General features: G+C 44.9%; 23 protein-coding genes. 12 read left to right on the top strand and 11 right to left on the bottom strand.

The window, feature by feature from the left end:
- Positions 1–45: 45 nt before the first annotated feature.
- Positions 46–1,950 (bottom strand): acyl-CoA dehydrogenase domain-containing protein, encoded by a 1,905-nt coding sequence (locus ACK8OT_RS00745; RefSeq protein ID WP_410194596.1) that lies wholly within the window; start codon positions 1,948–1,950, stop codon positions 46–48.
- 111 nt (positions 1,951–2,061) lie between these two features.
- Between ACK8OT_RS00745 and lpcA the strand changes: the two genes are divergently transcribed.
- On the top strand, positions 2,062–2,649 hold the full coding sequence (gene lpcA, locus ACK8OT_RS00750) for a D-sedoheptulose 7-phosphate isomerase (protein ID WP_410194597.1): 588 nt from the start codon (positions 2,062–2,064) through the stop codon (positions 2,647–2,649).
- A 9-nt stretch (positions 2,650–2,658) separates the two neighbouring features.
- The gene (locus tag ACK8OT_RS00755; protein WP_410194598.1) at positions 2,659–3,453 is read left to right on the top strand and encodes a class II glutamine amidotransferase; all 795 of its coding nucleotides are present in this window, start codon (positions 2,659–2,661) and stop codon (positions 3,451–3,453) included.
- Positions 3,454–3,474: 21 nt separating this feature from the next.
- On the opposite strand, the gene ACK8OT_RS00760 is transcribed toward ACK8OT_RS00755, so the two are convergent.
- The 3 genes from ACK8OT_RS00760 to asnC all read right to left on the bottom strand — a co-directional run bounded on the left by ACK8OT_RS00760 (position 3,475) and on the right by asnC (position 5,141).
- Positions 3,475–3,891: a hypothetical protein gene (locus ACK8OT_RS00760; RefSeq protein ID WP_410194599.1), complete on the bottom strand. Its 417-nt coding sequence runs from the start codon at positions 3,889–3,891 to the stop codon at positions 3,475–3,477.
- Positions 3,892–4,054: 163 nt separating this feature from the next.
- On the bottom strand, positions 4,055–4,333 hold the full coding sequence (locus ACK8OT_RS00765; RefSeq protein ID WP_410194600.1) for a hypothetical protein: 279 nt from the start codon (positions 4,331–4,333) through the stop codon (positions 4,055–4,057).
- Between the two features lie 346 nt (positions 4,334–4,679).
- The gene (gene asnC, locus ACK8OT_RS00770; RefSeq protein ID WP_410194601.1) at positions 4,680–5,141 is read right to left on the bottom strand and encodes a transcriptional regulator AsnC; all 462 of its coding nucleotides are present in this window, start codon (positions 5,139–5,141) and stop codon (positions 4,680–4,682) included.
- Between the two features lie 169 nt (positions 5,142–5,310).
- Between asnC and asnA the strand changes: the two genes are divergently transcribed.
- The 8 genes from asnA to ACK8OT_RS00810 all read left to right on the top strand — a co-directional run bounded on the left by asnA (position 5,311) and on the right by ACK8OT_RS00810 (position 15,122).
- Positions 5,311–6,312 carry an aspartate--ammonia ligase gene (gene asnA, locus ACK8OT_RS00775; protein ID WP_410194602.1) on the top strand — a complete coding sequence of 334 codons (1,002 nt, stop codon included), beginning with the start codon at positions 5,311–5,313 and terminating at the stop codon, positions 6,310–6,312.
- A 150-nt stretch (positions 6,313–6,462) separates the two neighbouring features.
- Entirely contained in the window at positions 6,463–6,942 is a 480-nt protein-coding gene (locus ACK8OT_RS00780; RefSeq protein ID WP_410194603.1) for a VF530 family protein, read from the top strand.
- Between the two features lie 43 nt (positions 6,943–6,985).
- Complete coding sequence (locus tag ACK8OT_RS00785) at positions 6,986–8,440, top strand: lytic transglycosylase domain-containing protein (RefSeq protein ID WP_410194604.1); 1,455 nt, start codon at positions 6,986–6,988, stop codon at positions 8,438–8,440.
- A gap of 432 nt (positions 8,441–8,872) precedes the next feature.
- The gene (locus tag ACK8OT_RS00790; RefSeq protein WP_410194605.1) at positions 8,873–9,997 is read left to right on the top strand and encodes an efflux RND transporter periplasmic adaptor subunit; all 1,125 of its coding nucleotides are present in this window, start codon (positions 8,873–8,875) and stop codon (positions 9,995–9,997) included.
- A gap of 10 nt (positions 9,998–10,007) precedes the next feature.
- The gene (locus ACK8OT_RS00795; protein ID WP_410194606.1) at positions 10,008–13,160 is read left to right on the top strand and encodes an efflux RND transporter permease subunit; all 3,153 of its coding nucleotides are present in this window, start codon (positions 10,008–10,010) and stop codon (positions 13,158–13,160) included.
- Between the two features lie 115 nt (positions 13,161–13,275).
- Positions 13,276–13,548: a YkoF family thiamine/hydroxymethylpyrimidine-binding protein gene (locus tag ACK8OT_RS00800; protein ID WP_410194607.1), complete on the top strand. Its 273-nt coding sequence runs from the start codon at positions 13,276–13,278 to the stop codon at positions 13,546–13,548.
- On the top strand, positions 13,545–14,165 hold the full coding sequence (pnuC, locus tag ACK8OT_RS00805) for a nicotinamide riboside transporter PnuC (protein ID WP_410194608.1): 621 nt from the start codon (positions 13,545–13,547) through the stop codon (positions 14,163–14,165). Before ACK8OT_RS00800 ends, pnuC begins: the two co-directional genes overlap by 4 nt.
- Positions 14,166–15,122, top strand: coding sequence for a phosphotransferase (locus ACK8OT_RS00810; protein WP_410194609.1), 957 nt, complete (start codon positions 14,166–14,168; stop codon positions 15,120–15,122).
- On the opposite strand, the gene ACK8OT_RS00815 is transcribed toward ACK8OT_RS00810, so the two are convergent.
- The 6 genes from ACK8OT_RS00815 to gltS all read right to left on the bottom strand — a co-directional run bounded on the left by ACK8OT_RS00815 (position 15,087) and on the right by gltS (position 21,626).
- On the bottom strand, positions 15,087–15,554 hold the full coding sequence (locus ACK8OT_RS00815) for a hypothetical protein (RefSeq protein WP_410194610.1): 468 nt from the start codon (positions 15,552–15,554) through the stop codon (positions 15,087–15,089). The two genes, ACK8OT_RS00810 and ACK8OT_RS00815, sit on opposite strands and share 36 nt — an antisense overlap.
- Before the next feature lie 63 nt (positions 15,555–15,617).
- Positions 15,618–17,582 (bottom strand): alkyl/aryl-sulfatase, encoded by a 1,965-nt coding sequence (locus ACK8OT_RS00820; RefSeq protein ID WP_410194611.1) that lies wholly within the window; start codon positions 17,580–17,582, stop codon positions 15,618–15,620.
- Between the two features lie 139 nt (positions 17,583–17,721).
- The gene (locus ACK8OT_RS00825) at positions 17,722–18,681 is read right to left on the bottom strand and encodes an SPFH domain-containing protein (RefSeq protein ID WP_410194612.1); all 960 of its coding nucleotides are present in this window, start codon (positions 18,679–18,681) and stop codon (positions 17,722–17,724) included.
- A complete protein-coding gene (locus ACK8OT_RS00830) occupies positions 18,681–19,601 on the bottom strand; it encodes an SPFH domain-containing protein (protein ID WP_410194613.1) in 921 nt (306 codons plus the stop codon). Before ACK8OT_RS00830 ends, ACK8OT_RS00825 begins: the two co-directional genes overlap by 1 nt.
- An 11-nt stretch (positions 19,602–19,612) precedes the next feature.
- Positions 19,613–20,092, bottom strand: coding sequence for an NfeD family protein (locus tag ACK8OT_RS00835; protein ID WP_410194614.1), 480 nt, complete (start codon positions 20,090–20,092; stop codon positions 19,613–19,615).
- Positions 20,093–20,369: 277 nt separating this feature from the next.
- A complete protein-coding gene (gene gltS, locus ACK8OT_RS00840) occupies positions 20,370–21,626 on the bottom strand; it encodes a sodium/glutamate symporter (protein WP_410194615.1) in 1,257 nt (418 codons plus the stop codon).
- Between the two features lie 331 nt (positions 21,627–21,957).
- On the opposite strand from gltS, the gene ACK8OT_RS00845 reads away from it, so the two are divergent.
- Positions 21,958–22,785, top strand: a complete 828-nt coding sequence (locus ACK8OT_RS00845) for a MipA/OmpV family protein (RefSeq protein WP_410194616.1) — start codon at positions 21,958–21,960, stop codon at positions 22,783–22,785.
- A 124-nt stretch (positions 22,786–22,909) separates the two neighbouring features.
- Here ACK8OT_RS00845 and ACK8OT_RS00850 read toward each other — a convergent pair whose 3' ends face one another.
- The gene (locus ACK8OT_RS00850; protein WP_410194617.1) at positions 22,910–23,551 is read right to left on the bottom strand and encodes a hypothetical protein; all 642 of its coding nucleotides are present in this window, start codon (positions 23,549–23,551) and stop codon (positions 22,910–22,912) included.
- A 188-nt stretch (positions 23,552–23,739) separates the two neighbouring features.
- Between ACK8OT_RS00850 and ACK8OT_RS00855 the strand changes: the two genes are divergently transcribed.
- Positions 23,740–24,618, top strand: a complete 879-nt coding sequence (locus ACK8OT_RS00855) for an META domain-containing protein (RefSeq protein WP_410194618.1) — start codon at positions 23,740–23,742, stop codon at positions 24,616–24,618.
- The last annotated feature ends 9 nt before the right edge of the window (positions 24,619–24,627 follow it).

Below are 24,627 nucleotides of genomic sequence, written 5' to 3' on the forward strand. Positions count from 1 at the left end.
CTCTATATCCCCAATCAACTTAGCGCTGCTCAGCAACTTACATCTTCAAGTTGATTGGGTATATATATCTTGAAAGTGGTGTTTTTGCTCGTTGATTGCTTTGCTAATCTGGTGTGCATCACTGTCTGAATCAGCAAGATAAATGGGTCTGCTTGGCATCACGCAGGCACAAAATAGTTTCCCTTGCCACGACGTTTTCATATTGGCTGCAATATTTTGCAGGTGGGTCTCAATTTCGTTAACAACACGATTGAGAGCTGAGAATTTAATGGCTCGACTTTGATGATTGCGTAATAAGGCGGCCATGACATAAGTGAGCGACAGTAGCCTTAATAATCTTTGTTGTTGTCTGTCTCGACTATGTAGGGAGGGGCTAGAGAGCAGGAGATCTTCACCTAAAATAGCCAAGATGTGGCTATAGCGCTTTAGCAAACGAAAATAAAACCCATCCGCAGCTTGAAAATGGTAGCGAGAAAATAACTTATTACAGAGAACCGTGGTCATTTGGTTGAGGTTATAGCCAATATGACTAACAAAATAGTGGTCAAATTGATTAAGATCTGGCTCTCCTTGGCTCGCTAAATAAGCATGACGTAGATAAGGATGGCAGGTAAAAAGGTAATCAAAATAAGGGTTCGCCGCCGGTAAGACAAACCCTGAACGGGTATTATCTATCTCATTGGTTAACAGATCGGCAATTAAAATCGGGCTTTCTCCGCTATCGATTGCTGAGCACGTCATATCAATACAGGCATTAAAAATGGTCACCCGCAACAGTAGATTGATCGATTTGTCGCTGGCCATTTCTTTTTGCTGCGTGGCAGGTATGTTGTGGGGCGGGCTTGACTGGGCGGCCATTGAAGCAGCTTTTTGGGTCTGCATTAAGGCTTGTTTCATTTGCGCAGCCTGCACGGCACTTAAATTTAGTTTCAGCCAAGCTTGTGCTAAACAATGCCATTGCTTGGTCACATCGGGTGGAATTAGGCTACTAATAGGAAAGCAGTAATCTAACAAAGAAATGAACAGTTGATCCGCCTCATAGTGATGACTTAGTTGCGGGCAATCTTGGGTGTCAATCAGCAAATAGGCTGGCGAGCTTGATGCTTGTTGCTGACTTTCCTCGCTTGATTGTGTTATAGCAATGATCAATAAATCGGGCAGTTCAGGGCCGATAATACTAAGTTGTTCAAGCTGAATTTGGCCCCATTCATCGTCAATTTTTTTCATCAGTGCATTTGCTTCGGTGATCAGCAGTGCAAAGCGGCGTCCAGTGCAAATCGGCTCAAGCCAAAGCTGTTGTTGTGAAGACGGTGCGCAGTGCTGAATAAACGAAGCAGCACCTGTGCTATTGACTCGAGCAAGCAGTTGGGCTGCGTTGACATTAATGCTGGCCACCTTTTGAATCACTTTATTAATACAATAAAAGCTAAAACCGCAGCCGCCAATATGCGTTCCTTGATTCATGGTCAAAAATCCATGCTGCTTTAAATGATGCCAGATGGCTTTAGTGATGGGCTGACTCGCAGTGGGGGCAGCCATTAATAGGCGACACAGCTGATCGGTTGGGCCATCCAAAAAAGCTTGCTCTTGCGCATTAATACGGGGGGCAGGCTGAGCATGCAAATGGTGCCATTGAATTTGCCCCGTCATGATTTTTCGCTCCAGCCAGCCTTGGCCCAAGCAGGAAGTGGGTTTAACCCAAAATTGACTGTGGCGGATAAACCAAGCCAAGCCAAAGTTAGAAAAATAGCGTTGGCGCAGGGGAGTGAGGTTAAACGCGCCAATCAGCATCAGGCAAGGCAAGTTTACCCACCAAACTAACCATTGCTGTTGCCAAGCCAACATTAAGCTTGCCGCAAGCAAAAAGGAGCAGGTTGCCAATGAGGCTTTCGCTAAAATAAGTAAAAAAATCAGCGAGCCAGTAATAAATAAAACAATAAAATCTGTCATCTATCACCTCTGCTTTGAGTATAGATGAAGTTATTTGCTTGGCTCTAGGCGTATAGGAATCAACTAGTAACTATGGCACAATGCCGCCTTTAACGTTCTTGAGTACAGGCCATGTATCAGCAATTAATCCAAGCAGAGTTAACTGAAGCCGCCGCGCTTTTAACCCAGTTTATGAGTCAAACTGAGAACCTAGAGAAAATTGAAGCGGCTGCGAAACTGATTGCAGCCAGCTTTAAAGCCGACGGTAAAGTGCTTTCTTGCGGCAATGGCGGCTCGCACTGTGACGCGATGCATTTTGCCGAAGAGTTAACGGGTCGCTATCGTGATGATAGGCCTTCGCTACCGGGCATTGCCATTGCCGATGCCAGTCACATGTCGTGCGTCAGCAATGACTATGGTTATGAGCATGTGTTTTCACGTTATGTGCAAGGCGTGGGCCGTGCTGGCGATGTTTTATTTGGTTTAAGTACCAGTGGCAATTCCGCTAACATTATTAATGCGATTGAAGTGGCCAAAGCCAAAGGCATGAAGGTGGTCGCCTTAACCGGTAAAGACGGCGGTAAGATGGCAGGGTTGGCCGACATTGAAATCCGTGTGCCACATTTTGGTTATGCCGATCGGATCCAAGAAATACATATTAAAATTATCCATATCCTGATCATGTTGATCGAAAAAGAAATGCAAGACTCGGCGGAGTAAGGTAAAAACATGTGTGAGTTGTTAGGGATGAGCGCCAATGTGCCAACCGATATTTGTTTTAGTTTTACTGGGTTAGTAAAGCGCGGTGGTGACACAGGGCCTCATCGAGATGGTTGGGGCATTACCTTTTACGAAGGCAAAGGCTGTCGCAGTTTTAAAGATCCTCAACCTAGCTGTGAGTCTGAAATTGCTGAATTGGTGAAAGCTTATCCGATCAAAAGTAAAGCGGTGATCAGCCATATTCGCCAAGCCAACCGTGGTGGTGTGAGCTTAGAAAACACCCATCCGTTTACCCGTGAGCTATGGGGGCGTAATTGGACCTATGCCCATAATGGCCAACTCAGTGATTATGAAGGTTTACCCACAGGGGATTTATTGCCAATTGGCGAAACCGACAGTGAAAAGGCCTTTTGTTGGATCTTAGCGCAGCTCAAATTGCACTTTCAATGTAAGCCCAGTGACTTAACCTGTGTGTTTGAATTGCTCGCACGCTGCGGCGATACCCTGCGTGAGAAAGGTGTGTTTAACATGCTGCTCAGTGATGGCGAGTATGTGATGGCGTATTGTAGCAATAACTTACATTGGTTAACCCGTAAAGCCCCGTTTGGCAAAGCGCGCCTAATTGATGAAGACATGGTGGTGGATTTTCAACAAGAAACCACGCCCGATGATGTGGTGACCGTGATCGCAACACGTCCCCTTACCGAAGGGGAGCCATGGGTAAAAATGAACCCCGGCGATTTTGTGGTATTTAAACACGGTGAAATTGTGTATGAACGAACAGTCACAGTAGCTTCATGCTAATCGGATGGGGTAAGCTTGCCTTTAACTGGTAGCCTGTAAAGAGTGGAACTTATTATAAGCGTAAGCGCCAAGCTGGGCGCAAGGGATGACTAACATACCTGCAACTATAAGCAGCCATTGATGGCCAGTCGCGTACTTAAAATCAATGGCATAGAGCACTAAAAAATTCAGCACTATGGTCATCCCCCCAAACATAATGGCGTTGATTTGATGTTTGTTTGCGGTCAGCATAGCGCCATAACCGCCACATATGACAGCAATTAGTGAAACCACTATGGTGGCAGCAATCGCGGCAGGGTATTCGAAGAAGGCCACGAAGAAGGAGCCTTCATAAACATAAAATAACCCAAATATCAGTGGCCAAATTAGAACCATGACAACCGCTTGTGAAATTAACAGCCCGATGATGATAGCCACGGGGCTTAACTTTTCTAACATGCGCCTTTCCTCTTAAACTGACAAACTTGATTAGCACTGAAGTCACACCCTAGGGGGCAAAACATGAGATGTGCTGTGTTTAACTAACTGGTGCTAATTTAGTCGTGGCTGAACAATCATTCTGACTATGTTCACGAAGCAAAAAAGTGCTTTCCTGTAATCTTCATTTACGAAAGGAAATCAGCGCACCTAAAGGGGCCGTTTTACCTGCTATTGCAGCTAAAATCGCCCAGTTAGGCGCTGGTATTTCAATAAAATACAACCAAGAATCTGCTAGCGGGATGCGCAAATTAACGAACAAAATACTAACGAAACTATAGGCATATAAACTAATCACATATATTAGCCATTGTTTTTTGATAATGAGCTTTGTTCCCAAAATAAATCCAATCATTCCAAAAAAGCCGCCCAAAACAATCAATAAAACCCATTGCAGTACCATTTTTTGCTTCTCTTACTCAATTAAGTGCTTCTGACATGGCTTTCTCTATCAAAGTACATCGCAGGAATCACATATATACAGTATTGGAAGAACATCAATACCTAGAGTTCTATGTGGCTTGTAAACATATTTTAGTTTCATAGACTCGTTACTATCGACTTCCATAACAGCTTGTTAGATCCCATGTTGGGAGTATTAAATATCCCCTTAATACTTGCATCATTTTTTTATCAAGTAAACAATGGTTTAGCGACAAGGTTTGCAAATCACGGCTATATCCCGCTTCCCCCCCATGTTATTAACAAAATCAAATAACGCCTTGGCAATAAACCAAGGCGCAGCTGGGTTAGGGCATCACATCGCGGTGAATCGGGTTTTGCAGCGAAATCAGGGTTTCGGTGGATTGGATGGCGTCTATGGTTTGGATCTTGTTGATTAGGGTGGTTTGCAGATGATCGATAGAGCGGGTCATGACCTTTACAAAAATACTGTAGTTGCCTGTGGTGTAATAGGCTTCAACCACTTCTTCTAGGGCTTCTAACTTCTTAATGGTGTCGGGGTAGTCTTTGGCGCTGGTGAGGTTTACGCCGATAAAGCAGCACACGTCGTAGCCTAACTTTTTGGCGTTAATGGCCACGCGCGTGCCTTCTATAATACCTGCTTGTTTCATTTTTTCGACCCGCACATGAATGGTGCCAGCGCTTACCCCACATTGTTTGGCCAATTCGGCGTAGGGAATGCGCGCATTGGCGGTCAGGGCTTGAAGTATCTGTCTATCGAGATTGTCGATCTGATAATTATCTGGCATTTTTTTAACCTGTGATTATTGAATTCTCATTATTCTAGTTAAATTTTAACGAATGTTTAGTGGTTTTGTTGTTTTTATTGTGGGTTATTGAATTTATTTGCGCTTTGGGTGAATATTCGTGTCAGTTGATTAAACAAGATTAAAACAATTACGCAAAAGGGATGAGTTTATGAGCAGCCAATATATTCAAAGCCAACGTCAAATCAGTAAGGTTAAGCAGATTTTTGCCAGCCAATTAGAAGAAAAATTAGGTCTTGTTGAAGTGCAAGCGCCTATTTTGGCAAAAGTGGGTGACGGTATCCAAGATAACCTAAGTGGCCACGAGAAGGCTGTTTCGGTGAAAGTGAAATCACTGCCTGAGCAAGATCAGCATTTCGAAGTGGTTCACTCATTGGCTAAATGGAAGCGTAAAACCTTAGGTGATTACGGCTTTAAAGTGGGTGAAGGCTTATACACTAACATGAAAGCGTTGCGTCCAGATGAAGAGAAACTAAGCCCAATTCACTCGGTTTACGTAGACCAATGGGACTGGGAAAAAGTGATTTGTGAGAGCTCTGAGCGTTCATTAGATTTTCTAAAAGCAACGGTTGAGACTCTTTACAGTGCGATTAAAGCCGCTGAAGCAGAAGTGGATGCCTTGTTTGACCTCAAGCCATTTTTGCCTGAGAAAATCACCTTTATTCACGCTCAGCAATTACTAGAGCAATACCCAGAGCTAACCGCGAAAGAGCGTGAACGCGCCATTACTAAAGAGCACGGTGCGGTATTCTTAATCGGTATCGGCGGCGCATTGTCTCACGGTGAAATCCATGACGTGCGTGCTCCAGACTACGATGACTGGTCAACGGCAACCTGTGATAAGTACGCGGGTCTAAACGGTGATATCTTAGTGTGGAACCCAGTGCTTGAAGATTCATTTGAAATTTCTTCTATGGGTATTCGTGTTAACCCTGAAGCGCTGCAAAAGCAATTAGAAATCACCGGTGACCAAGACAGATTAGCATTTGATTGGCATAAGAGCCTACTTGAAGCTAAGCTACCACAAACCATCGGCGGTGGTATTGGTCAGTCTCGTTTAGCTATGCTGTTACTACAAAAGCAGCACATAGGCCAAGTTCAAGTGGGTGTATGGAGCCCTGAGCTAAAACAAGCAGTACCTGAAATACTGTAAGTAACCTAAGTCATTTCTCTAACACCCGCCTAAACACCTGCGTTAGTGCGGGTGTTTTTGTTTATGCTATAGCTGATTAAGGCCAAGCATTTCTCACTAACAAATGGTATAAAGACGGATTAGTATTAGTAGCGATTATTGGCAAATAAAATGATAGAAAAACAACAGAACAACCCGTTACACGGCCTTAAAAATGAGCAGTTATTAACCGAGCTGGTCGAGTTTTATGGTTGGGAGCTGCTTTATGAAGCACTGCGATTGGACTGTTTTAAAAATAATCCCAGCATAGCCAGTAGCGTTAAATTTATGAAAAAGACCGAATGGGCGAAAGATAAGATTGAGAATTTTTACCTATATCGGTTTAAACGCATGCCCAGACCTAGTAAGCAACAGTTTGAATTAAAGCCGCGAGAGCGTGGGTTTGTTGATGGCATAGAGCCGCGTGATCCCATGCCATTAACCCCTGAGTTGATTGCGGAAATGAAGCTAAAAGCGCAGCAAGATTATGAAATGCAGCAGCAAAAAAAACGCCAGCGCCAAGACAAACCAGTGCGTCGCACTAAGCCTGCGGCGCCAGCCCATCGCCAAGCTGATGATAATGATCCTTGGTCGAGTTGGAAGAAAAAGTAATTGGTAGTGTGTCGGCTTGTTCCAGTAGGAGTGAAAAGTAAAAGTGAAATCAATCAGTGTTGCTCTATTGTTATTGTTGCTAACGGCCTGTTCAACACCTCCGCCGCCACCCAGTAAACCGTATGTGGACGTGAAAGTGGCACCGATTGAGCCACCTTTTGCTGTACCGACAACAGAGCAGCTAGATTATTTGGATGTGCTCAGGTCGCTACAGGTTGAGCTCGATAACGAGGAAATTCGTCAGTTATATATCTGGGTTAAAGCGGAATATGATTACTTTTATCAAACCGAGTTTGTTACGGGCTCTTTACTGCGCGGTAACCGCTACCTGCCTTATTTGCAGTATCGCTTAAGACAAGCTGAACTGCCTATCGAATATAGCTACTTAGCCATGATTGAGTCGGCGTTTAGAACCGTAGCCTTGTCCAATAAAGGTGCCCATGGTGTTTGGCAATTGATGCCAGCAACAGCAAAAGAGCTAGGCATTCGTCCCGAACAACGCAAAGACGTAGTGAAAGCCACCGATGCGGCCATTAAATACATCCAAGCAAGGCAGCAAGCCTTTGGTAATGATGCGCTATTAATCGCTGCGTCATACAATGCGGGTGAATATGGTGTTAGCCGTCGCTTTGAAAAAGTGGATTCTGGCCGTTATAACTTTGTCACTATTTACGACCACTTGCCCAAAGAAACACGCCATTATGTGCCACGTTGGATTGCGGCCACCATGCTAGCCAATCAAATTAAACGTCAAGGTAAAATGCCGCCCAGTGATGCCGTGATTATTACCAAGCGTGATTACCAAGTTGCGCCGTTGGCGAAAGGTTTAGGTATGGATGTGGCGCAGTTTGAGCAGCTCAATCCCGATTTTGTTGGTGCAAAATATTTAACCAATCAACATAACTTTATTGTTCACCCGAATGTGATGCCGGTGAATGCGGTAGATGGTATACATATAAGTGCGGCGACCGGCTTTACCCCTCAGTTTATATCAGCGCAAAATGATTCAGTGCCAACGCGTGGCCAAGTGGAAGCTCAGCTGCGTAAAACGCGCCTTGCCCAGCAAGCGAAACAAGCCAAGCCTAAGGTTAAGCTTTCACCAAAAACGCAAGTTAAAACACCTGTAAATACAACAGTTAAAGCAACCGCTAAAACAGCTGCAGCTAAGCCTGCATCGGCGAGTGCGCATGGCTACATTCAGGTTGAAATCAAACCGGGTATGACATACACCCGCTTGAGCCGTTGGTTTGGCGTGAGTCAACAAGAGCTGATCACGCTAAATCCCAGTCTTAAGCAAGGTTTACAAGCAGGTAAGCAGATTAAAGTGCCTGCCGCAGGCGTGTTAGTTAAGCAGTATAAAGTGCAGCAAGGCGATTCGCTGATGCAAATAGCAAGGCAGCATCGCCTTGAGTTAGATGATATTCGCCTTGTTAACCAAATTAAAGACAACCACATTCGCGTCGGCCAAGTACTCACCTTATATTTGCCACAGGGGTAGTCTGTCAGGGCGAGCGCATAAGTGTACAAAATGCAATCAACTAAGCGAACAAAGTGGAGTTTTCTTATACGAAACGCCGTGAAATCATCCCTCAATAATTGATGATGACTTAACTGCCGCATCCTTGCGGCAGATATTCGTCTAAGAAAACACCACTAAACGCTTAAAAAAAACTCATGTGTTTGCCCTGGGTAGTCTGGTATTGAACTAGGGAGGCTAGCTCCCTAGTTTATGTTTCTATATGCCAACGTAGGCATAATCCCCAACTGTGTTTGCACCTTGTTTTATTCATTATAGTCATCTGTTATTAAAACCATGAACTAGCACTTATTAAGGGCTAGTTCAGCTTGTTATGCTAAGCTGAAGGATGATTTATTGACCTTATTGTTCAGTTCTTTTCATATCAATCGACGAATTAAGTGGCTTAATTAGATGAATAAAAAAAAATTAGCTGTATTTATTGTTAGCTTAATGCTGATGGGCTGTCAGCGCGACAATTCCGCCAATCAAGCGGTGAATTTACCGATAGTACAAACTCAAGCGGCTAAGGAAATGGCCTATCACTTTAATAAAAGCTATGTCGGGCGTATTGAAGCGGTTGAAGATACGAATATTACGGCACAAGTGTCGGGCTATTTAAAGCAGCGTCATTTTGAAGAGGGGCAAATTGTGGAGCAGGGTGATTTGCTCTATAGCATTGAACCTTCTTCCTTCGAAGCCGAGGTAGCCACGGCGAAAGCAGCGCTAGCTCAAGCCAATGCGGCATTAAGCAAGGCACAAAATGATCATCGCCGTGGTAAAAATTTATTGCCTAAGGGCAGTATTTCACAGTCTGAATTTGATTCTTTGACGGCTCAATTACTTGGTGCACAAGCGCAAGTAGAGGCGGCAAAAGCGCAGCTAAACTTAGCCGAAGTGAACCTCTCTTACACCCAAATTAGAGCTCCTTTTACCGGCCGTGTGAGTAGCAGTAAAATCAGCCATGGTGACTTAGTGTCGCCTTCATTAGGGGTGTTAACGACCTTAGTCAGTCTTGACCCAGTGCAAGCTACATTTAGTGTCAGTGAGCGTGAGCGTCTTGAATTTAACCTCGACAAGGTTAGCGGTGATGGCGGCCAAGCCACGCAAGCGACAGAGGTGTTTCTGGCGTTAGAAAATAACCAACAATTTCCCCATCCAGGCAAGCTTGACTTCATTAACAACCGCATTAATACCGCTACCGGCACCATTCAAATGCGTGCACAAATTCCCAACCCTGAACAAACCTTGCTACCGGGGCAACATGTGATAGTGATGCTGCAGCAAAAGCAAGCGAGCGACGTCATTGTGATCCCTCGTCGTGCGGTGCAAAGTGATTTAGAGGGTGACTTTGTTATGGTGGTGCTGGAAGGGGACGTGATTGAGCGGCGCAACGTGAAAATTGGGGCGCAAACGGAACAAGGTGTGATTATTAGCACTGGCCTTAAGCCAGATGAAAATGTGATTGTGCAAGGTTTACAACGAGTAAGAAATGGCATGCAAGTCAGTGTTCAATCTAGTGCAGAAACCGCGCAATAGGAGCTAATACATGCTAAGTCGTTTCTTTATTCAAAGGCCTAAATTTGCGTTGGTGATTTCGATTATCCTCACGCTGGCCGGTCTTATCTCTTTGCTGGCTTTGCCCATTTCGGAATATCCGAAAATTAGCCCGCCTTCAGTAAGCGTAACGGCGTTTTACAGTGGCGCCAGTGCCGAAGTGGTTGAACAAGCCATTGCCGATCCGATAGAAACCTCGGTGAACGGCGTTGAGAATATGATTTACATGTCCTCAAAAAGTGCTAACGATGGCTCGTATAGCTTAAACGTAACTTTTGATATTGGCACCGATCCTGACATGGCACAGGTTAACGTGCAAAACCGTGTGGCACAGATTGAGTCGAAGTTACCTCAAGAAGTGCGCATGGTGGGTGTAACGGTTAAAAAGCGTTCGCCAGATTTATTAATGGTGTTGAATTTTTATTCGCCAAACGGGGAATATGACGACCAATTTTTGATTAATTACATTAACTTGAATGTGAAAGATCAACTGGCTCGTGTGCAAGGGATCAGTGACGTTAACGTTATTGGTGGCGGTGAATTCGCTATGCGGGTTTGGCTTGATCCAGAAAAAATGGCGAATTTGGATCTGACGACCAGTGATGTTTATGGCGCATTAGCTGAGCAAAATGTGCAGGTAGCCGCCGGTCGATTGGGCGGCGCACCTTATGCCAATCCCCAAGAAGTGCAGTTTAACTTAGTAACCAAAGGGCGTTTAGAGTCGGTTGCTGAGTTTGAAAATGTGGTATTGCGAGCTAACAATGACGGCTCTAGCGTCTATTTAAAAGATGTGGCCAGAGTGGAGTTAGGTAAAAAATTCTATGATGGTAATGGCCAATTTAGAGGCCAAGACGCGTCCATTGTCGCCTTATCATTACAATCCGACGCCAATGCGCTTGAGAGTGGCAAAGCCGTGATGGACTTACTGGAAAAACTCAGTGTGAATTTTCCAGAGGGGGTTGCCTATGAAACAAGCTATGACACTACTTTGTTCGTTTCCGAATCGATCAAAGGGGTGGTGATCACCCTAATTCAGGCAGTGGCCTTGGTTATCGCGGTAACCTATTTGTTTTTAGGCAGTGCTCGAGCTACGTTAATTCCAGTAGTGGCTATTCCTGTCTCTTTAATCGGTACGTTTGCGATCATGCTGACCACGGGCTTCACTATCAACACGGTGACCTTGTTTGGTTTGATCCTTGCGATTGGTATTGTGGTGGACGATGCGATTTTGGTGATTGAAAACGTCGATACCATGATGGCAAAAGATCCAAGTTTAAGCCCACGAAAAGCCACATTGCTGGCGATGAAAGAGGTAACAGGGCCCATTATTACCTCAACCTTGGTATTGTTAGCGGTATTTTTGCCCGTGGCTATGTTGCCGGGCATCACGGGGATCATGTACCGTCAATTTGCTTTGACCATTTGTATTTCGGTAGTGATCTCGTCAATTAATGCGCTTACCTTGTCGCCTGCGTTGTGTTCTTTGGTGCTCAAGCAAGGTGGCGATAATACGGCGAACTGGTTTAAGGCATTTAATCGTGGCTTAGACAAAGTGACTCAGCGTTACGGCAAGTTAGCCGCTAGCTTGGTTAAAAAAGCCATTGTGTTATGCGTGATTTTTGTAGTGGCGGTGTCTTCGGTATTGTATTTAGCAAAAAATACATCGACCGCGTTTGTCCCGCAAGAGGACAAAGGGATCTTGCTAGTGAATGTCCAGCTGCCTGATTCTGCATCCCTTTCTCGTACGGCTGAGGTAACGGATAAGCTGAATAAACTGGTATCGCAAGAGCCGGGCATAGATGGGGTGACGGTCGCTAACGGTTATTCATTTATGACCGGAGCGGCAGCTTCAAATGGCGCTTCATTATTTATCAAGCTGCATGACTGGGACACCCGTGCTGCTTTAGCTGGCACCCATTCATCAGACGCTATTGCTGCCCGTATTAATGGGCTGGCGGCAAAGCAGATCCCTGAAGCCGTAGTATTTGCGATGGGCGCACCTGCTGTACCGGGTATGGGCGCGGCCTCTGGTTTTGAGTATGTACTTGAGGATACTCTAGGGCGCAGCCGTACTGATTTGCAGCAAGTGATGAATAGCTTGATTGCGAAAGCCAACGAGCAGCCTGAAATCGCTTACACCTTTAGTACCTTTAGGGCTAATGTTCCGCATTATTACGTCGACATTGATCGGGAAAAAGTGAAGCAATTAGGCGTGCCTTTGGCGAGTGTTTTTCAAACCTTACAAGGAAACTTAGGCTCGCTCTACATCAATGATTTCACCATGTTTGGTAAGAACTTCAGGGTGACGATGCAAGCAGACGCGCAGCATCGCGAGAGCATTGATGATTTGCAGCGCTTTTATGTGCGCTCTGATAAAGGTGAAATGATCCCACTGAGTACCTTAGTGTCTACCACCCAAGTGTTTGAGCCGGATGTGGCATGGCGATACAACATGTATCGCAGTGCGGTGATCCAAGGAGAACCCGCTCCGGGATACTCCAGTGGTGATGCCATTGCGGCCATGGAACGCGTATCTGCTGAGGTATTACCGCAAGGTTATCAATATGAGTGGACGGGACTTGCCTACCAAGAGGTATTAGCTGGCAACCAAGCCATCTATGCTTTTGCGTTGGCGCTGATCTTCATTTACTTGTTTATGGTGGCGCAATATGAAAGTTGGAGTATTCCGCTGGCCATTATCTTGGTGGTGCCGATAGCGACATTAGGCTCATTTCTTGCTCTGTGGTTAACGGGTACGCCGCTTAACTTGTATGCTCAGATTGGTTTGGTACTGTTGATAGCGTTGGCGGCGAAAAATGCCATCCTTATTGTTGAATTTGCTAAAGTGGCGCGCGAAGAGCACGATGAGCCGATTGAGACAGCAGCAACTAAGGGCGGGATGCTACGTTTTCGCGCGGTTAATATGACCTCTTGGTCGTTTATTTTAGGCATAGTGCCTATGGTTTACGCTTCTGGGGCGGGGCATATTAGCCAAAACTCATTGGGGGTTTCGTTGATCGGTGGTCTGCTTTGTGTGTTATTGGCAGGGACTTTATTGATCCCCGGTTTCTATGCCTTGATCCAAAAACCAAGAGAGAAATTTCATGGTGGCAATACTAAGTTGCAACCCTTGGATGATGACTAGAGTCAAACTGTGTAAATAATCAGCCCATATAAATAGGCTAATCTTAAACGGCGGATACATTATGTATGCGCCGTTTTTTTAAGGCATAATTGCGCTTTTACTTTAGGGTTGAATCATGAAAGCCACCGTTGAAATCAGTATGTATCCCTTTAATCAAGATTTTATTCCGCCGATAAAAAGCGTTATTGCAGGCTTTAATCAATACCCCAATATCGATGTTGTGACGACCTCAACCAGCACCCAGCTCTATGGTGATTATGATGAGGTGATGGCGTGTGTGACTGCCGAGCTGAAAAAATCCTTTGAAGAGTTTGGTTTTGCTGTGTTTGTGGCCAAAATACTAGGACGTGATGTACGCAAGCCATTTACCGAGGACAACCAAGCATGAGTGCAACTTCTATAACCGACAATATAGTTTCGGCATGGCAAGCCATGTCGGGATTTGAGGTCGTGGCCGTGGTCCTGGCGATCGCCTATCTGGTATTAGCCATTAAGGAAAACAGTTGGTGTTGGTATGCCGCCTTTGTTAGCACGGCCATCTATACTTGGCTGTTTTGGGATGTGAGTTTGGTGATGGAGTCCTTGCTCAACGCTTATTATATGGCAATGGCCGTTTATGGCTGGTGGCAATGGCGCAGTCCCAATGAGCAAGCCAATGCAGTAAAACCTATTGTGCGCTGGCAAACTAAACATCATCTATTGGCGTTCGTGAGTGTCTTGGTGCTGACGGGATTGTCGGGCTATTTGTTAACGGAAAATACCGGTGCACAGTTGCCTTATTTGGATTCATTTACCACTTGGGCCAGTGTGTTAACCACTTATATGGTGGCCAAAAAAGTACTTGAAAATTGGCTGTATTGGTTGGTTATCAATGCCTGTGCGATTTACCTTTATGTCGATCGCGAGCTGTATTTAACCGCAATGCTGTTTGTGAGTTATGAAGTGATGGCGGTGATAGGTTATATCCGCTGGCGCAATCATTATAAAATGCAACAGCCAGCTTAAATGGGTAAATCAAGGCTGACCATCGCAGCCAATGCGATAAGCGGTGCGGATATAACGCTTGATCACATCAACCAAATTAATCGTCTTGTGGTTAAGTTATTAGCCGATGGCGATGCTCAAATCGTGGCGCTATTGCCATTAACTCAAGGCATTAGCCATGCGAGCTATCGGATAAAATTGCAATCTGAACATGGCCAAGCTTATGATTGGGTGGTGCGCTTGATGAGGGAGCAGCCCCATGCTTGGTTAGCGCAACAGGTCGAGCTGCAATTGTTAGTGCATTTATCGCGATTTCAGATAACGGCCCCTGTCGTGGGCTGCGATGTTAATGGGCACTGGTTGGTTACTGAATTTGTCGAGGGAAAGCATCCGCGTGCTCATTTACATCAAGATCCCTCGTTTGCTTGGTTAGCGGATTTGGCTGTCTGTTTTAAGCAACTGGATGCGATCACTTTGCCTGATGCGCTTTGTCAGCAATTGCCAAGGCTGGATTTGTCCGCTCGCTGCTGGCAATTGTTTGATGGCATCGATTGCTTTCCAGACTTTATTGCTCGGCCAACCTTTAAACTCATGTTGGATTATTTTGCCCAGCTTGATTTATCGGCAGTGCAATCCGAGAGCTTGTGTCATTGCGACCTGCATCAGGGCAATATGCTGATCACTGCAACAGGGGTTAAGTTGCTGGATTGGGAATATGCCAGTATGGGGGCAAGGCTGATAGACGTGGCTGCGGTATGTCAGGATTTAGCGCTTGATCAGCAGCAGATAGAATACTTATTAGCGCAAGCAGGTTACCAAGGCTGGCAAGATGAGCTAGTGCATTTTGCCTTGGCTTATCGCTTAATCGAGCTACTTTGGTATCTGCAAGCGGATAATCTTAGTTTGCTTCCTGCGAAGCAGCTCGAGGCAAAATGGCAACACTTATTGGCTTGCTGGTTGCAAAGTCAAAATGCCTAGCTCGCTAGCCTCGGCTAAGGTGATCTGTTTTTTGGCTAGCGCAACTAAGGTGGTTTCACTCATTAATATCACCGGATAGTCACCACTGGCACTGGGTGTATGTAAGGTTAAGGTCGGCGCTTGCTGCTCTAACCTGACTTGAGCCCACAGCTTGGTATCTATGATTAAAATGTCTAAATCACTGGAAAATTGGCTATTTAGCTTGGGTAATATTTGCTTTAGCGACCACTGTGTACGCTGTAAGCCTACTGCGCCGGTTAATGTTTTAGCTGGCGTTAGTTTTTGATTATCAATCGCTTGATGGGTTGCTAAGGCGACGCGAAATGAGCCGTTATAAGCTTGGTTAAATGGATTACTAAATTGGCCATCGTAAGTACAGGCTAAAACGGGCAGGGCGGTGAGTAGACAAATGCAATAGAAGAAATGCTTCACAATTTGCTCCATTAAAACATTGGCCAGCCTCATACTGGCCAATGGAGGCTAATGATATTTATGTTATGGCGTCACTATGTTAAACCAGAAGTTAAAGTTATCTAGCATGCCGACAAAGTCTTCAAACACCTTAGCATCACCTTCGATTTTCACATCACCTGCTACCACGGCTTGCTCCATGGTGGTTTGACCTAATTGAATTTCATCCAGTTTGGCTTTGGTTAAGGTTAAGCCAACGCTAGGTTTGTCAATGACCTTAGTGGTGTAGTTAAGAACCGAGTTTTCAACACTTAACGTGTACTGCTCTTCTAAGTCGGTAAAGTTAACATTAATGGTAAAGGTTTTACCCGCCGCTTTTTCTGGATTAATGCGCACAGATAGGTAGTCAAACAGCATCTCGGGTGGCATGTTCTTGATTACATCCGGTGAGGCTGTGTTGATACCGCCAGACGTGGGTACACCATTACGTAGCTCATAGGCACCTTGTAAATACACTGAGCGCCAAGGGCCTGATTCAGCTTGATAACCTAACTGCTCGTAGGTATCGGCCAGTAGCATTTTGCCTTTGGCACTTTCAGGGTTGGCAAACACCACATGCTTAAGTACTTCAGCTACCCAGCGGTATTTGCCTTGGTTGAAGTCTTGTTCCGCTTTTTCCAAGATAGCTTGCTCACCGCCCATGTACTCAACATAGTGCTTGGCCACATCGGCTGGGGGTAAGTTATTAAGATCGGAAGGGTTACCGTTGTACCAGCCCATGTAACGCTGGTAAACCGCGCGGCTGTTGTGTCTTAACGTGCCGTAATAGCCTCGGGTAGACCAGTTTTTCTCCAGCTCCTCTGGGAACTTGATCATTTCGGAGATTTCTTCACCGTTATAACCTTGGTTCATCAAACGTACACTTTGGTCATGAGTGTATTTGTACATGTCACGTTGCTTTTTAAACTCATCCACTATGTCTGCTTGGCCCCAAAGTGGCCAGTGGTGACTTTGGAATTTGACTTTGACATCCGCACCCCAAAGTTCAATGGTTTCGTTTAAGTAGCTAGCCCATTTCAATGCATCGCGAACTTGGGCACCGCGTAGGGTCAGAATGTTGTGCATGGTGTTGGTCGAGTTTTCTGCCATCCATAGTGCTTTTTTATCTGGAAACCAAGTATTCATTTCGGTTGGCGCTTCGGTGCCTGGCGTGTATTGGAATACCATTTTAACGCCATCTATGGTGCGCTCTTCACCGGTTTTCTCGATGATATCCGTTGGCTTAATTAAGGTCGCTTCACCCGTTGACGTGGTTTGGCCTAGACCGCCATTGACACCACCAAACTCATTTCGCGGCAACAGGGCGCCATACATAAATACTGCGCGTCTCCCCATGGCATTACCGGCGATCACGTTTTCTGATACAGCATGCTCAGTGAAGGCGTGAGAGGCGATGATGGCAACCTTGCCAGCTTTGACGTCAGCTTCATCGACAATACCACGCACGCCACCAAAGTGGTCGATATGGCTATGGCTGTACACCACGCCAACAACAGGACGCTCGCCTAATTGTTTGTTAACAAAGTCGAGGGCGGCTTTGGCTGTTTCTTTTGAAATCAAAGGGTCGAAAACAATCCAGCCGGTATCGCCTCTGATAAAGGTGATGTTAGATAAATCGTAACCGCGAACTTGATAAATGCCGTCGGTTACTTCAAACAAACCATTGAGCATATTTAGCTGGGCATTACGCCATAGACTTGGGTTCACCGAGTCGGGGGCGGCTTTATCTATGCTGATGTATTGCTTGTAGGTTTCTAAGTCCCATACCACATCACCTTGATTGTTTTTGATGGTGACTTTAGGCTCGGCCGCAATAAAACCACGTTGCGCGTTTTCAAAATCGGCTTTGTTACTAAAAGGCAGATCTTCTAACACTTGTTGGTTGATGGCTTTAGTGTGTTGGGTTGCGGGTTTTGGGGCGGTTTCGCTAGCAAAGGCTTGGGAGCTAAGGGTAAGCATGATAATAGAGGAAAGAAGCGTTTGTTTCATCGTAAATACCTTATTGGGTTTTGATGTTATTTGTATGTTTTATTTACATTAGCAGGTTACCTCGTAAATGTTGTGTTTTTGTTGCGACATTTCTGGTTTGAATTGCCAGTGACAGCGTCACTGGCATAGTGAGGCAGGGCTATTTTTCTGAGGTTGGGCTCGGACTGAGACCTATGGTATTCATCCAAGCTTGGTAATCGAGTAAGTTAGCAGGCAACACGATTTTACGTGATGGATCTGCTAGGCCTTGCATTTGTTTCATGTATTGCTCACTGAGTTGCATCTTCATCGCATTTTCACCACCCGGCTGGTTAAGTACGTTAGCCATTTTGTCGATAGAAGCTGCGGTAGCGCGGGCGATGGAAATTATTTCCTGTGCTTTACCTTCGGCAGCGTTGATCCGGCGCTGCTTTTCACCTTCGGAGCGGTTAATCATCTCCATTTTTAAACCCAGTGAACGGTTGATACGGCTTTGCTTGTCACCTTCACTGCGGGCCATAATGGCGCGACGTTCACGCTCTGCATTCACTTGCATTTCCATCGCGTCACGCACGGTGCGTGGTGGGGTGATATTTTTAATTTCATAACGGTGCACCTTGATGCCCCAGCCTTCACCTGCTTTTTCCAGTACTTCGACTACCTTACTGCTGATCAGGTCGCGCTCTTCGAAAGTACGATCTAAATCTAGTGTGCCAATAACCGAGCGTGTGGTGGTTTGCGCCAATTGCATCGCGGCATAGCGATAGTCTGTGACGCCATAGCTGGCTTTAACGGGGTCAATGACCGAAATATAAATAACGCCATCAACTTCAACATTTACCTCGTCTTTAGAGAAACAATCTTGCGGCGGTACATCGATGGTTTCTTCTTTAAGATCTTGAATGCTAGCTACTTTATCAAGAAAAGGAATCAACGCATGAAAGCCTGCGTCTAAGGTTTTAGAATAGCGGCCTAGGCGTTCGATAACAAAAGCCTTTTTGGTTGGCACTAAGCGAATGGATTGGAAAAATTTAACCACAACCAAAAGAAATAAAGCGCCCCATACCAGCATCACAAAGATGTCCATTGGGCCAATTTCATTACCAAAATACTGTTCCATTATTTTTCAGCTCCATTTAAATGAGTGGTTACCTTGTCCATGCCGGTAAAGAATCCTTCCAACTTAGCAACCTCAGTTGGTAATACGGTGACTTCAGCGCTGCTCAATATATCGCCGGTTTGCTTGATGAAATCTTCTAATAAGCGCATCTTCATGGCTTGATCGCCGCCTGGTTGAGCCAGCGCTTGAGTGACCATAGTTACCCCTTGTGCGCGGGCATCGGCCAAGATTTCAATCTCTTTAGCCTTACCTTCAGCTTCGTTGATTTGCTTTTGCTTATCGCCTTCGGAAATATTGATTGCTTCTTGGCGCTCACCTTCGGAAAGGTTAATGGTCGATTCTTTAGCGGCTTCCGCTAGGGTAATTTCGGCGCGTTTGCTACGCTCGGCTTCCATTTGTTTTTCAAGGGTATGAACCACCTCTGAAGAAGGCACGATGTTTTTAATTTCGTAACGTAATACCTTGATGCCCCATGAATCGGAAGCTTTGTCGATTTCTCGCACTATGATTTCATTAAGGTTGTCACGCTCGGAAAAGGTTTGGCCTAAAGTCAGCTTACCTATTTCAGAGCGCATGGTGGTTTGCGCTAGGTTAACGCTGGCGCGGCGGTAATCTTCAATGCCGTAACTGGCTTTTTGGGCATCCATTACTTTAATGTAAACCAAGCCATCAACTTTAATTTGAATGTTATCTCTTGAAATACAATTTTGCGCCGGAATATCGAGTACTTGTTCACGTGTTTCGTGACGATATGCAACCGAGTCAAAAAATGGGATCAAAAAGTGTACGCCGGGTTGCAGCACGCCTCTAAATTTCCCTAGTCTTTCTACGACGCAGATTTCTCGCATTTCTACTATCAATATCAGTTTATAGATAATCAATAGCAGTACCAGTAATGCGATGGTTAAGTACGCTAGCATGTTGGATCTCCTTATAGTTTAAATTTTGTCCGTAAGTCAGGTTGAACTCTTTCAACCACTAACGAAATATTATCTCGGCAAATGATTCGTACCGATTCGCCAGGCTCGATTGTGCTGCCATCGGCGATAGCGGGCCAAGTTGAGTCTTGGTATTGAACTCGTCCGGCATGAGTCGCTGGCCCTATGGTTTCAATCACGGTGGCTTGCTTTCCGTATAGGTGGGCGTCTTCGTCGGTATCATCAACATGACTTTCGCCACCAACCATGTTTTGCGCCACATTTCTAAATAGCACTAACAAGATAAGTGAAGAGATAAACCAAAGGGTGAACGCGCCAACCCAAGTGGTGAGTAAGCCAAAAAACAAACTGGCAGAAACAATCAGGGCGCTCATGCCAAGAAATAGAACGATGCCGCCAGGGATGATGGCTTCGGCGATCATTAATATTAGGCCTGCAATCGCCCAATAATGGGGCTGGGTTAGGGCATTCATCTTGCCTCCTAAATAAGTAAAATTAATCGTCAAGGCAGTTTACTACGCCATGACATTAATATAGAGATTATTGTGATATTGAATTTAGAGTGCTGGACATAATATGTCAAACTCTATTTTTGGCAATTGCGAATGTTTTGGCCGCAATCAAGGTTTTAGTAACTTACTTGCTTGTTGTTAATTGGCTTGGCTGGCGTTTAGAGGTAAAAAACAAGAAACGGCCTTGCTGTGAACAAGGCCGTGAAGTTAAATCAGAGAAAGATGTGTTAGCTGATGATTAGTAGTAGGCAAAAAAGTTAATCCACAGGGCATTAACGATATCGATAAAGAAACCACAGACCAGCGGCAAAATAATAAAGGCCCGGTGGGCGGCGCCGTGTTGCTGGGTTACCGCTGTCATGTTCACGATGGCTGTTGCCGTAGAGCCTAATGTCACCCCGCCAAAGCCGGCACAAATAACCGCAGCTTCGTAATCTTTACCCATGGCTCGAAACACCACAAAAATCGTGTAAAGCACCGACATCAGTACTTGTAGGCCAATAATGACCATGATGTAGAAGAAGCTACCTTCTAGCTCCCATACTTTTAGGCCCATTAAGGCCATGGTTAAGAACATGCCTAGACAAATATCTTGGATTAATGACAGACCTTTCTCACCATCACGCACATTGTTTAATAATTTAGTGCTGTTCTTTCGTACTACGTAAATCTTTAAGCTGTTACCGATGAGGATACCAGCAAGCAAACAGGCAACAAACATGGGTAATTTTAAACCTAGCTCGGTTAAGCCGGCATCGATGAAATGCCCTCCGATAAGGGATATATTTAAGAATAACCAAGCCCTTAAAACACCAAAGTAATCAACTTGTAGCCGTTTGTCACCGTCTTTGTGAGTGGTACCTATATCAAGTTCATTATCATGGTTACCGGTTAGTTTATGGCGTTTCATTAAATAAGCGGCGATGGGGCCGCCAATCGAACACGCTGCAATTAAGCCTAAGGTATTGGACGCAAGTCCTAGCTCTAAGGCATTGGCAATACCCAAATCGTTGACAAAGGTTGGGCCCCACGCCATTGCTGTGCCTACTCCCCCTGTGAGAGAGATTGAGCCAGACATTAAACCTGCCTTGGGATCAAAGCCAAATAAACTGGCAACACTGATGCCTAACAGGTTTTGCAAAAAAATGTATAAACCGGCAAGCAGCAATAGTACTAATAAAGGTTTTCCCCCCTTAATCAAGGTGGCAAAGTCGGCTTTTAGGCCTATCCCCGCAAAAAAGTAGAGCAATAGTATATCGGCCACGTCTAGTTCAAATTGGACTTGGATATTAAAGGCGTAATACAAAATACCGACGATACTAGCGCAGAAAAAACCACCAACGACCGGCTCTGGAATACTATACTTTTGCAATACCGTACTTTTGGAAATGATGAATTTCCCCATAAATAAAGCAGTGATAGCCAAAGTAAAAGCCAAAAAGGCTTGCACTTGTACCAGTTGCTTAACTGCTTCATTAATTAAATTTGGTTCCATCAGAGAGTTTACCCTTGTCAAAAAAGTCGATTTTATTGAGTTAGTGCAATTGAGTTGCTTCATTCTAGAAGGTCTGGCTAAAAGGGTAAAGAAGTAACCATGAAGAAAAACAATCGCTTGATATTGCAGCCGTTAATGCAAGGTGGATCATGTATTTTAAGCGCCAATAAACTTTAATTTTTTCACATGAATGACATTGATTGCGCGTAAATTAGAGATGTTAACCAGCGCCAGAAACGGTATCATCGCCTGTTTATTGTGCAAGTTGTAAATATGGTCATAACTGCAACAGTGGCTAGATAATTAAACTATTTAAAAGGGTTGGTGAAGAATGCGGCAAGATGACTTTAGGCTAGCTAGAAATGTGCGAGTATTGTGTTGGTTGTTAGTGCCGTTTTGGACAACGCTGGGCTATGCTTCAACGGTTGAGTTTAATGATCTTGTGCCTAACTACATTGGCTTAGGTGTCGGATCAACGAGTCAGTGGTCTGGCTCTACAGATAGTTTGGTAGGGGCTGTACCTGGAATGCGGGTCAAGTTAGAAAATAACCGCTATGCTGAATGGGCCGGGCCATTTATGGCGGTAAAGGTCAATACTCATCCAAATTTTGAGTTCGGCCCTATTGCTTTGCTCCACCTAGGCCGCAATGATGTCGATAATGAAAAGGTTAAGCATCTGCCTGACATTGATTTTGGACTCTCTATGGGAGGCTATGTGGGTTATCGCATTACCAAAACAGACACTACGATCCCCTTTAGTTCTCGTTTTGGCATGACGGCAAGCACGGCGGTGGCTGGAGATACCAAAGGCAGTAATTTAGGCATTTATGCCAATACTTGGGTGCCACTGAGTTATCAATTGTTTGTTGGCCTCGGCGTAGGTGCGACCTTTGCTGATGATAAATATATGCAGCATTACTATGGTGTTGATAGTGAAGCTAGCCTGTTAACAGGTATCAGTGAATTTGATGCTGCAGGCGGTAATCGTCAAGTGTACCTATGGCCCGCGGTGCTGTATCAGGTTACACCAAGTTGGTATGTTGGTGCGGCGATGTTTTATCAGCGTTTAACGGGAGATGCGGCCAAAAGTAGTATCGTCAAGGAGCAAGGCTCTAAGAATCAATATACTTATGGCGTGGGCATAGGCTACGCTTGGTAATTAGCTTGAGAGTCGAGGTAAATCTTTTATTATCGGCTCACATTCCCGCATTAACCCCTTTATTGATTTATCAGCTTTGCTCCTAAGTAGATTTAGTGTTGGTTGGTAAAGCGGTTCTGTGGATTCAGTCTATTAGCTCCAGTAACATTGTCATGTCTTGCGGATCGATAAGTGGGTTTATTCGACAGTGTCTGATGGCGACGGAAAATCGCGCGCCTCCTAATTTGGCGACTGCTGCGGTTAAATAGCTTTCATCTATCTGAAAACGATTTGCATACGCGGTGATTGTAGCCTCTATGCTGATAAACTCTTCTCCGTCAAAAGTGAAACCAGTGATTTGCTGGCACACCATAGCTTGGCCATCAATTTGAATGGGCCAGCCTTGAAACAAAAGGCGTTGTTGGGCTATTTCAAACATCATCCACGCACTTTTTTTAAATCCCGCAAAGGCTTTGCCTGATAATTCACTTTGCTCTAGCTCTTGTTTGGTCCAGTTTTTACCGATAGCCAAATGACTTTGGTATTGACGAGAAAAGACTTTTTTATACTGAGCTCTAAACTCAGCAATGTGATTATTCGCATTGCGAACTTTTTTACTCAAGCCCAAACACTCTTGGCAACACGGCAACGTCAGGGGAAGGTGTTCGCATTGCGGCGCATCTTGTAAATCAGCTGGAAACTTGAATTCGCGATGGCAGGGCTCACCGCAAAACCAGCAAAGGTGGCGAAAGTTGAATGGAATGTCGATGAGTTGATAGTCAAGCATATTGATAGCGCAAAGGAAAAAGACCGCAGTACAACATTTTTAGCTACTTAATAACAGTAAAATAAAATTAAGTTGTTATTAATGAAGAAATTGATGATAAATTTACATATTAGCGGTGCCATGTAGCACACCGTCAATGGACCATTCAGTTAACTAATATCAAATAACTAACATCAAATAGGGTTTATATGAAGTCACATTTTCGCAAAGCAATGATCGTTTCCTCTGTGTTGTTAGCGGTTGGAGCTCTGCAAGGGTGCTCTAAAGCACCTGAGCCGACATCCGTTGCTCCGAGTGAATCTAATGTTTCGACAGAGAAGGCTACACCTGTTTCAGAGCAAGCAGAGCAGGCTTTGGATCAACAAGAGGCTACCAGCATGGCTAGTTTATCGACTCAAGTCTTGTATTTAGATCGCAGTATGTTACCAGAAGGGGCACAGGTTAGTGTGAGCTTGCTTGATGTTTCAATTGTTGGCGCAGAGCCATTAACCTTAGCGGAGCAAATTGTCACCGTACAAGGTGGACCTCCTTATGCCTTAACCCTTGAATATGATCAAAATCAGCTTCAAGCCAATCACCGTTATGGCCTTGCTGCAACAATCAAGTTGGCTGACAAAGTGCTGTATCAAAACACAGACTATCTTGACCCATTTAACCCAGCGCTCACTGGCGACATTGAAATAGTGGTTAAAAAACTACCTGAGCCAACAGCACAAGCTGAATTTTCAAACACTTATTGGAAGTTGATGAGCATTGGGGATAATGCGGTTGAAACTATCGTGGGGGCGAGGGAGTTGTTTGTTCAATTTATGCTCGAAGAGAACCAAGTCAGGGGTTTTGCTGGTTGTAATAACTTTATGGGCTCTTATCAAGTTGATGGTAACACCTTACAACTCACTCCTATGGCTGGCACCCGGAAAATGTGTCCAAGTGGCATGGACCAAGAGCAAGCATTCTTGCAAGCTTTTACCGATGTGGTGGGCTATCAAATTGAAGGCGAACAGCTCAAGTTACAAAATGCAGCGGGAGAAACTTTACTGGCGTTTGAATCTCGCTATATGAATTAAGCGAGTTAA

Source organism: Motilimonas thetidivivens, assembly GCF_046452435.1.
GTDB lineage: Bacteria > Pseudomonadota > Gammaproteobacteria > Enterobacterales > CBDFNC01 > Motilimonas.